This window comes from Clostridium tertium (assembly GCF_902652255.1).
Lineage (GTDB): Bacteria > Bacillota > Clostridia > Clostridiales > Clostridiaceae > Clostridium > Clostridium tertium_A.
On record NZ_CACRTO010000019.1, the window covers coordinates 1 to 15,195 of the forward strand.

The 15,195-nt window shown below is 27.6% G+C and carries 12 protein-coding genes; 9 read left to right on the forward strand and 3 right to left on the reverse strand.

Annotation, left to right across the window (positions count from 1 at the left end; translation table 11 throughout):
- The first annotated feature begins 399 nt into the window (after positions 1-399).
- The gene (locus GPX08_RS08145) at positions 400-930 is read left to right on the forward strand and encodes a helix-turn-helix domain-containing protein (protein WP_156626318.1); all 531 of its coding nucleotides are present in this window, start codon (positions 400-402) and stop codon (positions 928-930) included.
- 161 nt (positions 931-1,091) lie between these two features.
- Here GPX08_RS08145 and GPX08_RS08150 read toward each other — a convergent pair whose 3' ends face one another.
- Complete coding sequence (locus GPX08_RS08150) at positions 1,092-1,514, reverse strand: hypothetical protein (RefSeq protein WP_156626319.1); 423 nt, start codon at positions 1,512-1,514, stop codon at positions 1,092-1,094.
- Between the two features lie 256 nt (positions 1,515-1,770).
- On the opposite strand from GPX08_RS08150, the gene GPX08_RS08155 reads away from it, so the two are divergent.
- Positions 1,771-2,148: a TIGR03987 family protein gene (locus GPX08_RS08155; protein ID WP_156626320.1), complete on the forward strand. Its 378-nt coding sequence runs from the start codon at positions 1,771-1,773 to the stop codon at positions 2,146-2,148.
- A gap of 192 nt (positions 2,149-2,340) precedes the next feature.
- On the opposite strand, the gene hflB is transcribed toward GPX08_RS08155, so the two are convergent.
- The gene (gene hflB / locus GPX08_RS08160; RefSeq protein ID WP_156626321.1) at positions 2,341-4,077 is read right to left on the reverse strand and encodes an ATP-dependent zinc metalloprotease FtsH; all 1,737 of its coding nucleotides are present in this window, start codon (positions 4,075-4,077) and stop codon (positions 2,341-2,343) included.
- Between the two features lie 223 nt (positions 4,078-4,300).
- Between hflB and GPX08_RS08165 the strand changes: the two genes are divergently transcribed.
- From GPX08_RS08165 to GPX08_RS08190, 6 genes are all read left to right on the forward strand, one after another.
- Positions 4,301-4,723, forward strand: a complete 423-nt coding sequence (locus GPX08_RS08165) for a hypothetical protein (protein WP_156626322.1) — start codon at positions 4,301-4,303, stop codon at positions 4,721-4,723.
- A 23-nt stretch (positions 4,724-4,746) separates the two neighbouring features.
- Positions 4,747-5,709 (forward strand): DUF1232 domain-containing protein, encoded by a 963-nt coding sequence (locus tag GPX08_RS08170; RefSeq protein WP_156626323.1) that lies wholly within the window; start codon positions 4,747-4,749, stop codon positions 5,707-5,709.
- A 21-nt stretch (positions 5,710-5,730) separates the two neighbouring features.
- Positions 5,731-6,702 carry a reverse transcriptase-like protein gene (locus GPX08_RS08175; protein ID WP_156626324.1) on the forward strand — a complete coding sequence of 324 codons (972 nt, stop codon included), beginning with the start codon at positions 5,731-5,733 and terminating at the stop codon, positions 6,700-6,702.
- An 82-nt stretch (positions 6,703-6,784) separates the two neighbouring features.
- Positions 6,785-6,958: a YtxH domain-containing protein gene (locus GPX08_RS08180; RefSeq protein ID WP_156626325.1), complete on the forward strand. Its 174-nt coding sequence runs from the start codon at positions 6,785-6,787 to the stop codon at positions 6,956-6,958.
- Between the two features lie 377 nt (positions 6,959-7,335).
- The gene (locus GPX08_RS08185) at positions 7,336-8,637 is read left to right on the forward strand and encodes a helix-turn-helix domain-containing protein (RefSeq protein WP_156626326.1); all 1,302 of its coding nucleotides are present in this window, start codon (positions 7,336-7,338) and stop codon (positions 8,635-8,637) included.
- 17 nt (positions 8,638-8,654) lie between these two features.
- Complete coding sequence (locus tag GPX08_RS08190) at positions 8,655-9,914, forward strand: transcriptional regulator (RefSeq protein ID WP_156626327.1); 1,260 nt, start codon at positions 8,655-8,657, stop codon at positions 9,912-9,914.
- A gap of 420 nt (positions 9,915-10,334) precedes the next feature.
- Here GPX08_RS08190 and GPX08_RS08195 read toward each other — a convergent pair whose 3' ends face one another.
- The gene (locus tag GPX08_RS08195; protein WP_156626462.1) at positions 10,335-12,401 is read right to left on the reverse strand and encodes a helix-turn-helix domain-containing protein; all 2,067 of its coding nucleotides are present in this window, start codon (positions 12,399-12,401) and stop codon (positions 10,335-10,337) included.
- Positions 12,402-12,576: 175 nt separating this feature from the next.
- Here GPX08_RS08195 and clpB point away from each other — a divergent pair, with 175 nt between their 5' ends.
- Entirely contained in the window at positions 12,577-15,171 is a 2,595-nt protein-coding gene (gene clpB / locus GPX08_RS08200) for an ATP-dependent chaperone ClpB (RefSeq protein WP_156626328.1), read from the forward strand.
- The last annotated feature ends 24 nt before the right edge of the window (positions 15,172-15,195 follow it).

Here is a 15,195-nt window from a genome sequence, read left to right on the forward strand (position 1 = left end):
TTGATTTTGTGATTCTTTTCTTTCGTTTATCATTAGTAAACTCCTATGTAATAAATTAAAATATTTATTATTATATTACATATATGTATAAAATTAAAGACTGCTGACACTTTGTCAGCAGTCTGAAATGAGATATCTAAAAGATATCTCATTTTTTATATTTACAGATAACAGAAAATGAGATATAATTTTATTAGTAAAAAATATTTTAGTAATAAATAAATTATTATTAATAAAGTGATTCTTAGCTTCAGGTGGAGTTTTCTTAACAGGAATACCCCCTGCTCCATCTGAAGGTTAGAAGAACTAATCCAGGCGCGTAGCAGTGCTTAGCTCCCACTTGTAGAAGTGGGAGTGTTAGCAATGGTAGCGATCGGATAAAATTAGGAGGTTTTGAGAATGAATTATCTAGATATATATTTACAAAGAAATAATATTAAGAGGTATGATGTTCATAAAAAAACAGGAATAAGTCAACAACTATTAGCAACTCATACTAGTAAAAGCGTTGAGAAGTATTCTAATAAAGTTGTTATGGCTTTAGCAGAAGCCTTAGATAAAACTCCAGGAACTGTATTAGATGAGCTTTTAGAATTGCAAAAAGAAAATCCTGCTTTCGAAGCATATAATCCAACTGAATTATTAGAAGCGCTAGAATTTAAGTATGATAGGATCATTATTAAAGGAGCTTATTGCTCAGAAATATATAAATTGATGAAGAGTCAATTATCAGAAACTGAAAGCATGGGATTTGAATTAGGAAGTGCAGGGGTAGCATCAATACTTGCATATGCAATTAATGCTGCTAGAGATCTATTTAGCAATTCTGATAAGGTGAGCAGAGATATAGAAAGAAAAATAATATCATATAAGTTAGAAAATGCATCACAAGAAGAGGTGACTATAAGGTTAAAACAATTAGATTATTAAAAATTGCGTATTATGCTCTGTCGACCTCGCAAGCTCCAAGTGGACTTATGCATAATATGTTAAAGATGCCAAGTGAATTCATTTTTATATATTTAAGAGGAACTAAAGGAAGAAATTAAAATAGGTAGGGCTATAATTTAAAAGTCCCTACCTATTAGTATTTAATGAGCAAATCTTACAAAATTAACTTTCACATAGTTAGATATAAACTTAAGTCCGGAGAAAAGTAAAGCTAGACCTAAGCCGGTATAGAAAAATGCAATGAATGCTTCAGGAGCTAAGTTATTTACGCGTACAATAATTCCAAATGTCATCATAAATGCCATAATAGCAAAAGATTTTAAATCGAAAAACTTCCAAAACCATTGTTTTTCATTTTCATATTCAGTAATTCTTTTAGTGTGTTTCTTTACCATATTTTCAAAAATCATATTTTTAAATAGAAAAAATATTGCTACAGATAGAGTAACAAGTATCATTGATACATTTCCTTCATATGCTTGATATCCAATATTCAGTACATTATATCCAGCGATGCTCCAAACAAGTCCAGCTAAGAATAATAATGAATTCTTTTTTATCATTTTAATCAACCTTCTTTTATATAAAATTTATTTCTCATTTTTATAGTCAAAATCTATTAGTATTTTTATATTTCATTTATATGAATTATGTTCATTATAAAACTGTTTATTTTATTTGTCAATGGTTATGCACATACTAAAGGTGAAATAAATTCATTGACAATATAAATTTATAAAACTATAATGAACGTTGTTCAGTAAGGCTTATAGGGGTAAGCTATTCTGAAAGTATATTTTTATATTTAGGAGGTATAATATGAATATCAAATTAGTTATGGCAATTATAACTATAACACTAGCTCTTATTTTTTATACTATAGGAGTATTTTCAGAACGTAAGAGTGGTACATTGAAAAAGTTTCATGTAATAATTTTTTGGATAGGTTTATTATTTGATACAACTGGAACTACTATAATGTCACAAATGTCCAATGGGGGAAGTTTATTTAGTCTTCATGGAATTACAGGTGCATTAGCCATTATATTAATGCTATTCCATGCAATATGGGCGACAATAGTGTTCATTAAGAAAGATAAAGACAAACTACATAACTTCCATAAGTTTAGTATTGTAGTATGGTTAATATGGCTAGTTCCATATATATTAGGAATGATAGTAGGAATGTCACAATAGTTTTAAAATGCGAAGCATTTTAAAATGAAAAAATTAAGAGAATGAAGGAATGAAAAAATGAAGGAAGAGGTTTTGCTATGCAAAACCTCCTTTGTTTTAAAGATTACATATAAAAAATCTGTAAAGATTTTTTATATGCATTCTTTCATTTTTTAATTTTTTCATTCTTTCATTAATAAAATGCTTCGCATTTTATGACAGTTGGGAAATATATTCCTCATCTAATGTTTCTTTTTCCATTAGATCCATGGCCATCTTATCTAGTAATTCTCTGTTGTTCATTAGAGTTTTTAAGGTTTCTTCATATAGAGCATTAACTAGCTCTCTACATTCTTCAACAATAGGATGTCCATAACTAGTAGATAACTGTCCTATTTTAGAGAGCTTTAATAGTCCCAAGGTTTTTCCCATACCGTATTCTGATATCATAGCCATTGCTATTTCTGTTGTCTGGATTAAATCACCTTCAGCTCCAGTTGAAATCTTATCTTTGCCGAAAATCAATTCTTCGGCAGCTCTTCCACCTAGTAATACCATTATTCTACTCTTTAAATAATCTAATCTTTGATATGAGGTATCTTTTGGAATAGTTAATGTATATCCTCCAGCACCTTTTGTAGTTGGAATAATAGTAACTTTTGAAACTTTATCTTCAGGTGTTTTTATTAAAGAAATAATAGCATGTCCAGATTCGTGATAAGAAGTTAAAAGTTTATCTTCTTCTAAGTAGCTTTTTCGTTCTTTTTTTTCATAACCTGCAAGAACTATTGAAAAAGCTTTATCAATATGTTCTTGAATTAAAGATGATGAATTTTCTTTAGCAGCTATAATAGCAGCTTCATTTATTAAGTTTTCAAGCTTGGCTCCTGAAAAATAAGCAGTTTTTTTAGCAATATCATTAATGTTTATATTATTATGAGGTTTATTATTTAAATGTAAAGAAATTATTTTTTCTCTAGCACAAAGGTCAGGTAAAGATACTTCTATATGTCTATCGAATCTACCAGGTCTTAATAATGCTGGATCAAGAGTATCTAACCTATTAGTTGCAGCAATTACTACTATGCCTTCTTCTTCACTAAAGCCTGACATTTCAGTTAAAAGTGCATTTAAGGTTTGATCCCTTTCATCATTAGAAGTATCAGCACCAGAACCTCCTCTTTTCTTACCAATAGCATCTATTTCATCTATGAAAATAACTGCTTTTCCATGAGATTTTGCCTTTTTAAATAAGCTCCTTATCCTTGCAGCTCCAACCCCTACATACACTTGTACAAAATCAGATCCACTTAATGCATAAAATGGTACCTTAGCTTCACCAGCAACAGCTTTTGCAAGGAGGGTTTTACCAGTACCAGGAGATCCATAAAGAATAACTCCCTTTGGCATTCTAGCACCATATTCTTTATATTTTCCAGGATTTTTTAGAAAATCTACTATATCCATAAGACTTTCTTTTGCTTCCTCATTACCTGCAACTGAATCAAAGTTTAATGCATTTTTATCCTCTGAAAAGTCTTTAACATCTAAATTGGTAACTTTAGAAGAACCTAAGTTTTTTTTACTAAGCGATATAAAAACTATAGAAATTATAGAAGATAAAAGTATTAGTGAAGTTATAGCTTTAGATGGACTAGATGTATTTTCATCTAAAACCTCTATATTATTTTTTAATAGATCTTCTTTTAAAGTAGGACTATTTGGGTTAGTAGTGGAATACTTACTTCCATCCTTTAATAATATAGTTAAATTATCATTATTATTAAATATTACTTTAGATATAGAATTATTAGTTATATCTTCTAAAAATAATGAATATTGTTTATTGTAGTTAGCCTTTGAACCAAAGCTTAAGTATGCTAAAGCTAATATGGAAATAATAGCAGTTGTTATTGGAATAAAAATTATATTTTTCTTTAGTTTGTTCATTATTACCTCCTAAATAGAAGATGAATTATCATAAATATTTTAACATTTTAAAATTTTAAGTCCATTGAACTTCATAGTATTTACCAATGTAAGTGTTGGTAGACTTGTTAATTTTAAAAGATATCTTTCAATATTTATGTAAATAGAGTATACTTTAACTTAAATAGCTGACTACTTAGACTAATATATTTAATTAGTAATATTGCAAGGAGAGATAATATAATTGTTTAACTCAACTATACTATCATCTAAAGATATTACCGAATTAATTAACCAAAAGGGTAGAGAAAAAGGAATAGAGATAACCCATATAGAAATTAGTAATGGAATAATTTTTTCAGGTAATATATTTAGTAAAATAAATAGTAGTTTTAGTGGATTTGTTTATATAAAAGAAGTTTATAATAACAAAATAGTACTTGAGACGAAGAATTTAAATATATCTAAGTTAGGGAAATTCAAGGGAGCTAGTATAATTCTGTTAAAATCTATATTAAAATTTCTAGGAGAAGATTATATAAATATTAATGGAAATAATATTATAATTAAATTAGATAAATATGATGGAGAAATAAAAGACGTATATATTAAAGACAAGCTTCTTTATATCATCGGTACAAACTTAAATATGTATTTAGATGCATAATTAACACAATATGGGAGGTAAGTATGAATATTTCAAGTGTAAAAGTTTCTTTAACAGGAGAAGATTTGCTAAGCATTTTAAATGATTTTGTAAAGGTAGAAGGTCTTACTCTAAAAAAAGTAGAAGTAGATGAAGAAATAAAATTTTACGGTAGCTTTAGTAAAGGAATAACTATAGATTTTGTAGCAGGAATAAAGCTTGCTAGAATCGAAAATGGAATTATACATGGTGAAGTATCATCATTTAAAATAGCTAAAATTAAGATATTCTCACTAATGAGGAAGGCAGCATTGAAGTTTGCATTAAAAGAATTATCTGATATGGGAATAAGCTATGATTCTGGTAAGGTAGTTATTAATTTAAAAGTTTTATTAAAAGATGTTCCATATGTAGATTTAAATATTTCAGATATATATACTAGGCAAGAACTTTTAAATATTGAAGTATCAGATATTAATATTTCTCTTTTAGGTACTTTAATAAAGGAACAACCTGTAGAAGAAACAGAAGAGGATGAAGAAGATCCAGTAGAAGATTTTTCAGATGTAGAAAAAGTTAGAGATTATTATAGTTTAGGTAGGGATTATGTAGAGGAAAAATTACCACAGAAAGTAAAGACTTTTAGTGATTATCTATTTATAATTCCCGATATGGCAGCTCTTTTATTTAGATTATTAAAGGATAAAAGAGTTCCTATGAAGACGAAGTTAATTATTTCTGCTGCAATTGCATATATAGGTTTTCCAACGGATATAATACCAGATAACATTCCTTTCATAGGAAAGGTAGATGAAATAGCTGTTGCTTTCTTTGCGTTAGAGAGAATTATTTCAGATGTTCCAACAAGGATTATTATAGAAAACTGGGAAGGTAAAAATGACATAGTATTTGTAATTAAGAACATTATTGAATATGTTATTAACTTTACTGGAGCAAAAAATGTGGAAAAGGTATATAACTTTATTGAAGAAGTAATGGCATTATAATTTTAATTTTGGGAGATAAGTATGGCAAAGAAATATTATGCAATTAAAGAGGGATTTGATTTTTCAAAAAATATAAAGGTGGAAAATAAGATAGTAGATACATGGGCTGAGTGTCAGAAGTATATAAAGGGAGTAAAAGGCGCTAAATATAAGAGCTTCACTACTGAAGGTGAAGCAAAAAGCTTTTTATTTGAAGGATGTGGCATGCTTAAAAAAGGAGTAGATAATTATCCTACGGAGTGTCTACATATATATGTTGATGGTAGCTATAACATTAGTACTGAAAAGTATTCTTATGCTTTAGTTGCAGTTAAGAATAATATAATTGAACATATAGAAAGTGGATCATCAGCAAGTAATAGTGATAGAAATATTAGACAAATAGCTGGCGAGCTAGAGGCAGCAGTTAGAGGTCTTGAGTATGCTATAGAAATGAAAGAGGAAAGAGTAGTTATATTTCATGACTATGAGGGAATTGCTCATCATGCTACTGGATTTTGGAATAGAAATGAAGAATCTTCAGTAAAATATTATAATAAAATGAATGACTTAATGAGTAGAGGTATTGAAGTTATTTTTGTTAAGGTAGATAGTCATACTGGAGATTTATTTAATGAGGTTGCAGATGAAAAGTGTAAAGAAGAGCTATCTATAGTTTCTGAAAATGTAGTTTATTCGTATTTAAGAGATAATACAATAACAGTAAATAGTTCTGAAACAAAAATTAAACTTAAAGCTTTAGCAAAGGATAGGATAAATAATATTATTGCATTAGATGGAAAATTAGATGAGGGGAAAGAAAATTTATCTAATGAAGCTAGCGATAAAGTAATCATTAAAGAAGAGGTTAAAGAAAAAATAGCTGTTAATGAATATGAAGATATCTTATATAAGGATTTAGTATTTTATTTAAGAAAATTACCATTAGAGAAGCAAAAAGATGTTCTTAATTATGCTGAGTATCTTTATAATAAAGAAAATCGAATTAATTAATATTAAATCACTTCTATATATTTATGAATATTAGTATGTAAATTACAAAGACTATATATAAATACATTTATGAGGTGATAATATGATGAAAGTTTTTCGAGGTATGATGACAGGGGCTATAATTGGTATGGCAGTTACGGCTATGGTTTTACCACAATTAGATAGAAAAACACAAAAAAATTTAAGAAGAGTAAGTAAAAGAGTGTTGAATATGGCTGAAGATGCTTGTTGTATGGTAAGCGATTATATATCTTAAGGTAGTACATTTTAAAAATTAATTATGTAGAATTATGATTAAAGAATTTTAAACATAAAAAAGGTTGTTATAAAACAGCCTTTTTTATATGTAGAAAATAGATAAATATTTCTATATTTTTTAGCGAAATTAATAAAAAAATTTAAATAAAAACCAGAATTTAAAAAAAAATCATAATAATTTTTCCAAATTATATAGTGCTTTACAAGTGTTTAATGATATAATAATAAAAAGGTGAAAAATATTATAATTTTTATATTTTTCTTTTTAATTTGACGAAAAAAATCAGATTATAAGAGTTGTTACATGGGCTTATTATAATTGCTGAATTTTTAAAATATAAATATTTATATAGTATTAAGTAAAGGAAGAGTGTTATGGAGATTCTTGCATTAGGTGAAAAAATAAAGAGAAGAAGAAAAGAATTAGATATGACTCTTAAGGATTTAGCAGGGGATAGAATTACGCCTGGGCAAATTAGTTTAGTTGAGTCGGGAAGATCTAATCCTTCTATGGATCTCTTAGAATATTTAGCAGCTACATTACAAACTTCTGTTGAATATTTAATGGAGTCCGAAGAAACACAAGCTGAAAAGATAAGTATATATTATGAACAAATTGCTGAATCATATATATTATCTGGAGACTATATAACAGGTGAAAAGTACATAGAAAATGCTTTATATTATGTAGAAAAATATAATCTTGAATATAGAAAAGCTAAAATTTTATACTTAAGGGCAAAAATATATATGGCTAAAGATGAGCTTACATTAGCTCAACAGTTTTTCTTATCTTCGAATGTAATTTTTATAAAAAATAATAATTATGAAGAGATTATAAATACATTTTTAAATCTAGGTAGAATCACTTTAAAACTAAAAGCTTATCATTCTTCAAGCAGTTATTTAAGACAAGCTGAAAAGGTATATCTAGACAATAACATTGCAAACGATTCTTTACTTGGAGAAATATATTATTATATGGCACAATCTTATTTCAAAACTGAAAATATTGGGAAGGCTATAGACTATTCCTTCTTAGCAAAAAGTAAGTTTGAACAAGTTCACAATAAAGAAGAGTATGCAAAAACTCTTTTATTAATATCTGAAGAGTATAATAAAAAGGGTGATCTAACTAATGCCATAAAATACTCACAAAAAACTTTAGAAGTATATAAGGAGTTAGATGAATTAAGCAATATTTCTGAAATAGAAAATAATCTTGGAAAGTTATTCTATGAATTTGAAAATATAGAAGAGTCCTTTAAACATTATGAAATATCTAAAGATATAAGAATAAGAAGGAAAGATAAGAAGGTTATAGAAACCTTAATGAATATATGTGAGAATTATATTAAGATAAAAAATATTGCAAAATGTGAAGAAGTATTAGAAGAAATTAATTTCTATATAGATGAAAATGAAATAGAAATTATCATAGATGTTAACTTAATTTGGTATAGAGTTTATACATTAAAAGAATTGTCTAGAGAAGCAGAGTATATACTAATAGACACGTATGACTTAGCTAAGAAAAATAATTTATTAAAGCAAGTTGCACAATTAGCAATTATGTTAGGTAAATTTTATATTGACAGAAAAAATGATACTGAAGCAGCTAAGTATCTTGATGAAGGGGTTAATATTTTTAGGAAAATTGGAATACTTAAAAATTAATCAATTGGGGGTTTCAAATGGAGATTTTATCAACTGGAGAAAAGATAAAAAGAGCAAGGGTGTATCAGGGGGTAACTTTAAAAGAATTATGTGGAAGTAAGGTCTCTATATCAAAAATGAGTTGTATAGAAAATGGAAAGATAAAAGCAGATAAAGATATTTTAGAATATATTGCTGATAAACTTTCACTTGATTATAGTTACTTAGTAAAAGATGTGGAAGAACAAATTAATAGTAATCTTGAACTGATTAGAAGTAATATGGTTGCTGAAAGTGATATATCTGATGTAATTGAGCATAATTTAAATTATGCATTAGAATATTCTTATAATGACTTGGCTTTTGAATTGATACATTTACTTTTTAACTACTATGTAAAAGAAAATAAGATTGAGAACATTCAATTAATAGTATCTCAATATTATGATTTATATCAAAAGAATAATACAAAAGAAAATACTATTACATACTATTTTGATATGGCTACATTCTTTTATAGAACAAAGGAATATAATGAAGCTGTAAATTACTATGATAGAGCTAGGGAGCTTATTAAAGACGATGGTGATTATGATAAAGTAAAGTATGCCTATACTTGTTATAGGGAAGGTAAGTGCTATGAAAAATTAGGCAATATTGAAGAGACATATAAAGTTCTGGAAGAAGCTATGGATTTTATTGATTTTATAGAAGATCCCTTAGATAAGGGTGATATTTATCATAGTTTTGCCAATGCATGTATAAAGCTTAAGAAAAATGATGTGGAAAAGTACATGAATCTCGCTTACGAATATAAAAAGGACAACCCTATGATTTTAGCTATATCTAAGGGGAAAAATGGTGAGAGTTATTTTTATGTTAAAGAAAGAGAGAAGGCTATAAAGGAAATTCTAGAAGGTATAGAGTTATTTCCAATAGATGATAAAAAGAAATATGTTAGATTTTTAAATAAGAGCATAAAAGCTCTGTATGAAAATGGAGAGTACGATATAGCATATGATATTACTGATAAAGCGTTGAATTCAGCTATTGATACAGATGATATACTATTAATCGAACAAGCCTATTATTTAAAAGGTATGATACTTCAAAAGAAAGGCTTATATTTAGAAGCTGAAATGTATATGAATTTATCACTAGATTCTTTATTTAAATTTGCTAATAAAGAGAGAAGATATGAAAGATATTTAGATATGGCCGATATGTACTACAAGCTTGGAGAAGTAAAGGATTCATTAAAATACTTTACTTTAGCTATGAAATTAGAAAAAGATTGATAGCTAATATAAAAGTAAAAGGTGTATAATTAATTTTCTTTATTAGAAAATTAATTATACACCTTTTAATATTTATTATAATATATGGATAATCTTAAATTGAAAATTAAAAGATTTGAAATATTAATTATTTAAACATTAAACTATAGTTTAATGTAATGTTTAATTGGATGTAAGATAGATGATATTATACTAGTTAATGAATACTTCGATAATATACTAGGTACAAAAAATAAACCTCTCATTAAAATCAACCCCTTCTAAAAATTACAGATCTTATTATATTTAAAGTATACTGTAATTAATTTTAAATTGCATTGACTTAAATGTTCAATTTTAAGTACATTTAAGTTGTTACAATAAACCCTGGGAAAGCAGAAAAAGTACAAAGAAACCCTAATAAGTGGTTTCTCTGTACTTTTATTTAATATTTTTTATTAATATTAGCTTTGCAGAATAGCCTTTAAGCTCTGTAATTATATTTAAGATTGTATTTTTCTTAGAATATTTAAATTCTATTTTAGGGAAGGAAGCTCTGTATAATATCTCTTTTTCCTCTTTATTTAACCTATCAGGAGAACCCATTGATAGCCAATAATTATAAGAAGAACCAACTCCTTCACTTATTTCGTAAGTTGTAATTCTTGATGATTTCTTTATATTTGCTATGTTTAATGAAAATTTTCTTTTATAAAGCTTACGTTTACCTTTTTTATTAATAATATCTTGGAGACTTTCCATATCAGAAAGTTCATCAGTGTATGAGTATAATAAAATGCAATATTCATCATTTTTCTTAGTAACTATATATCCATTTTCCATAGCTACTATTTCATCGCCTAGCTTATTAAGTAAATAATAGGCATAATATGAAGGCTTTTTAATTCCCATATCATTTACTAAGCCAGGGGCACCAATAAATACTTCATTAGTTAAACTAATCACCTTTTCTAATACATCAAAAGCCCTTAAAAAATTAAGAGAGTTATTATTGAACAAAGTATTATGAATAATATAAGGAAGCATAAAGGCTGTATCATAAATCTTATTTAAGTCCTTTTCACAAGAAAAGTCTTCTTCTAAGACATCTATTGAATATATTTCTTTTATAAATAAAGATAAATCTTCTCTTATGTCTTTTGATATGGCGGAAGTAAATTGAAATTTAAATTCTGTTACATCAATATAATCTATTTCTGAAAAATATTCAAAGAAGCTATTTAATATATGTTTATACTTCTCTAGTGTAAAGCTTGGGTTATCAATAAGTATTAATGGTTTCAGTGATATATAATCTAAAAATTCAATAACACTTTTTGCTTTATTCCAGTTATAAAAATCAGCATTTGGGAAAACCCCCATATCACTATTAAACATATTTTCTAACCTTGCATATTTGAAATGAAGTTCTTCTTGAATTTCTTCTAAGATATCCTTATTATCTTCAAGTAATAAGTCGAAGGCATCATCTAAATTAATTATTTCGCTGTAAGACTTATCAAACTCACCAAGGTTTTCATCCATATCTATATGAATCTTCCATAGCTTATTTTCATAGTTGAATCTCTCGTAATCATCTAATTCAGAAGATAGATACTCTAAAGCATCTTCTAAATTTAAAATCTCTATTTTTTTACTTTGTTCAAACTCTTTTTCAGTTAATTTATTTTTCTTTCTATATTGAAGTGGGGTGCAGCCATAATAGATTTTAAAGTTTTTATTTAAATATCTAACATGTGAAAAACCTACTTCGTCAGAAATATCAGAAATACTTAAATCACTATCTAGTAGAAGTTTAACTGATTCTTCAACCCTAGTTAAATTTACGAGATCAGTAAAGCTATAACCTGTAGCATATTTAATTTCATGAGATAAATAATGAGGACTTAAGAATTCTTTTTTAGCTATTTCTTGTAAAGTGATATTACTGTCATAGTTATTAAATATATATTTTGATATTCTATGATATCTAGCTAACTGTTCTGTTTTATCCTTAAGCTCTTCTTTTTCGTATGTAAGATAATGAAAGTTATTTATAAGATGGTATAGAAGATCTATTAAAATATCTTCAACTTCCTTATCATAATCATCAAGTTTTTGAACATTTTCACATAGAAGTTTAGCTAAAAAGTTTCTTAGAAGATCATATTCTTCTCCTTCTTGAGCTCCATCGTCAGTTGAATTGGTATAGAAGAAAATATTATTTATATCCTTATAATATTTTTCGAAGAAGTAGGGGTCTATATGAAAAATTAATACCTTATTATCTTCATCGCTATAAATTCTATGAGCTTCGTCCATATTTATTATTTCCATCTCTTTTTCAAGAACCTCAAAGGAATCTGTATCTATGTTTACGTGTATACTACCTTTAAGAACATAAAGGATCTCTATAGCATTGTGCCAATGTATTGGATATTCTCTTATATTTGCATAGCTTATCTTGATTGGAGAGTCAGCTGGGAAATTTACGTATTGGCGTCTTATTTTAATCACCTCTTTTCTATAGACTCTTATATAATTTATTATATCTTATTTATTAAAAAATAGAAAAGTTTCATTAAAAAATTAAAAATATACTTTGACTTTCTTTGACTTTTGTATTATTATTAAAACAAAGATAATAATAATTCTATAATATGTTTGTAAAGGAGTGACTTATATGAATATTGATAAAATGACTTTAAGAGTTCAAGAAGCATTAAATAATGCTAGTTTAATTGCTGTAAAGTTTAACCATCAGCAAGTTGAGTTAATACATTTGTTTACAGCATTAGTAGAGCAAGAAGACGGACTAATACCAAATATATTTACTAAAATGGGTGTTAGCGTTAAAGGGATAAATGATGACTTAAATAGAGTCTTAGGAAATATGCCAAAGGTTCTAGGAGAAGGAGCTAACTCATCAGGAGTTTATGCTACTAGACAAATAGAGGAAGTTTTAGTAAAAGCGGAAGATATAGCTAAGAAATTTGAAGATTCTTATATTAGCGTAGAACATCTTATGCTTGCAATAATTGATGTAGATAAAAATGGTGAAGTTAAAACAATATTAAATAAATACAATATTAATAAAAAAACATTTATGGAAGTATTAAAGGAAGTAAGAGGTAACCAAAGAGTAGAGACTCAAGATCCTGAAGGAACTTACGATGCACTAGGTAAATATGGTACCAACTTAACAGACCTTGCTAAAAAACATAAATTAGATCCTGTAATTGGTAGAGATGATGAAATTAGAAGAACTATAAGAATTTTATCTAGAAGAACTAAGAATAATCCAGTATTAATTGGTGAGCCTGGAGTTGGTAAGACTGCGATAGTTGAAGGACTTGCAGAAAGAATTATTAGAGGTGATGTACCTGAAGGTTTAAAGAATAAGGTAATATTCTCATTAGATATGGGGGCATTAATTGCTGGAGCTAAATATAGAGGAGAATTTGAAGAAAGATTAAAGGCAGTCTTAAAAGAAGTTCAAAGCAGTGAAGGTAGAATTATCTTATTTATAGATGAAATTCATACTATAGTTGGGGCTGGTAAAACAGATGGAGCTATGGATGCAGGTAACTTAATTAAGCCATTACTTGCAAGAGGTGAATTACATTGTATTGGAGCTACAACCTTTGATGAATATAGACAATATATAGAAAAGGATAAGGCTCTAGAAAGAAGATTCCAACCTGTTATAGTTGAAGAGCCAACAGTGGAGGATGCTATATCAATTCTTAGAGGACTAAAAGAAAGATTTGAAATCCATCATGGGGTAAGAATACATGATTCAGCTTTAATAGCTGCTGCAAAGTTATCTCATAGATATATTCAAGATAGATTCTTGCCAGATAAGGCAATAGACTTAATTGATGAAGCTGGTGCAATGATAAGAACAGAAATAGATTCTCTTCCAACAGAACTTGATACTACTAGAAGAAGACTTTTCCAATTGGAAATTGAAAAGGAAGCTTTAATCAAAGAAAAAGATGAAGGATCTAAGAAAAAGTTAGAGGCATTAGAAAAAGATATTGCTGAATTAAAGGCTAAAAATGATGAAATGACAGCTAAGTTCGAGAAGGAAAAAGATGCTATAGTTAATTTAAGAGATCTAAAATCTAAGCTTGATGAAGCAAGAGGAGATTTAGAAGCTGCTCAAAGAAACTATGACTATAATAAGGCTGCGGAAATTCAATATAGCGTAATTCCGGCTTTAGAAGAGGAAATTAAGGAAAAAGAAGTTGTAGTTAAAGAAAATTATGAAGGAGCTCTTTTAAAAGAAGAAGTAACTGAGGAAGAAGTTTCAAAAATTCTTTCTAAATGGACTGGAATTCCTGTAACTAATCTTCTTGAAGGTGAAAGAGAGAAACTTTTAAGATTAGAAGATGAAATGGAAAAGAGGGTTATAGGCCAAGAAGAAGCGATAACTGCAGTTTCAAATGCTATTTTAAGAGCAAGAGCTGGACTTAAAGATGCAAATAAGCCAATAGGTTCCTTTATATTCTTAGGTCCAACTGGTGTTGGTAAAACAGAACTTGCTAAAACTTTAGCTAGAAATCTATTTGATTCTGAAGAAAATATTATAAGAATAGATATGTCTGAGTATATGGAGAAACATTCAGTATCTAGATTAGTTGGAGCCCCTCCAGGATATGTAGGATATGATGAAGGTGGTCAACTTACTGAAGCAGTAAGAAGAAATCCATATAGTGTAATACTATTTGATGAAATAGAAAAGGCTCATGAAGATGTATTTAATATATTCCTACAAATCTTAGATGATGGTAGATTAACTGATAATAAGGGTAAGACTGTAGACTTTAAAAATACTATTATAATTATGACATCCAATATTGGAAGTAGTTATCTTCTAGAAAATAATAATGAAGATACTATAGAAGAAAGTATTAGAAGCCAAGTTATGAATGAAATGAAACTTAGATTTAAGCCTGAATTCTTAAATAGAGTGGATGACATAATTATGTTTAAACCTTTATCTGAAAATGGTATTAAGAAGATTATAGATATATTCTTAAAAGAAGTTTCAGTAAGATTAAAGGATAAGAATATAAGCCTTGAAGTAACTGAGGCAGCAAAGGTTATTATGGCTAGAGAAGGATATGATCCAGTGTATGGAGCAAGACCTTTAAAGAGATATATTCAAAATGCTATAGAAAACACATTAGCTAGAAAGATTATAAAAGGTGATATAGGTTATGGATCTAATGTAGTAGTAGATGGAAATGAAGATCAACTAACAATTAATTAATTTTAGAAAAACTAATCCCCAGGG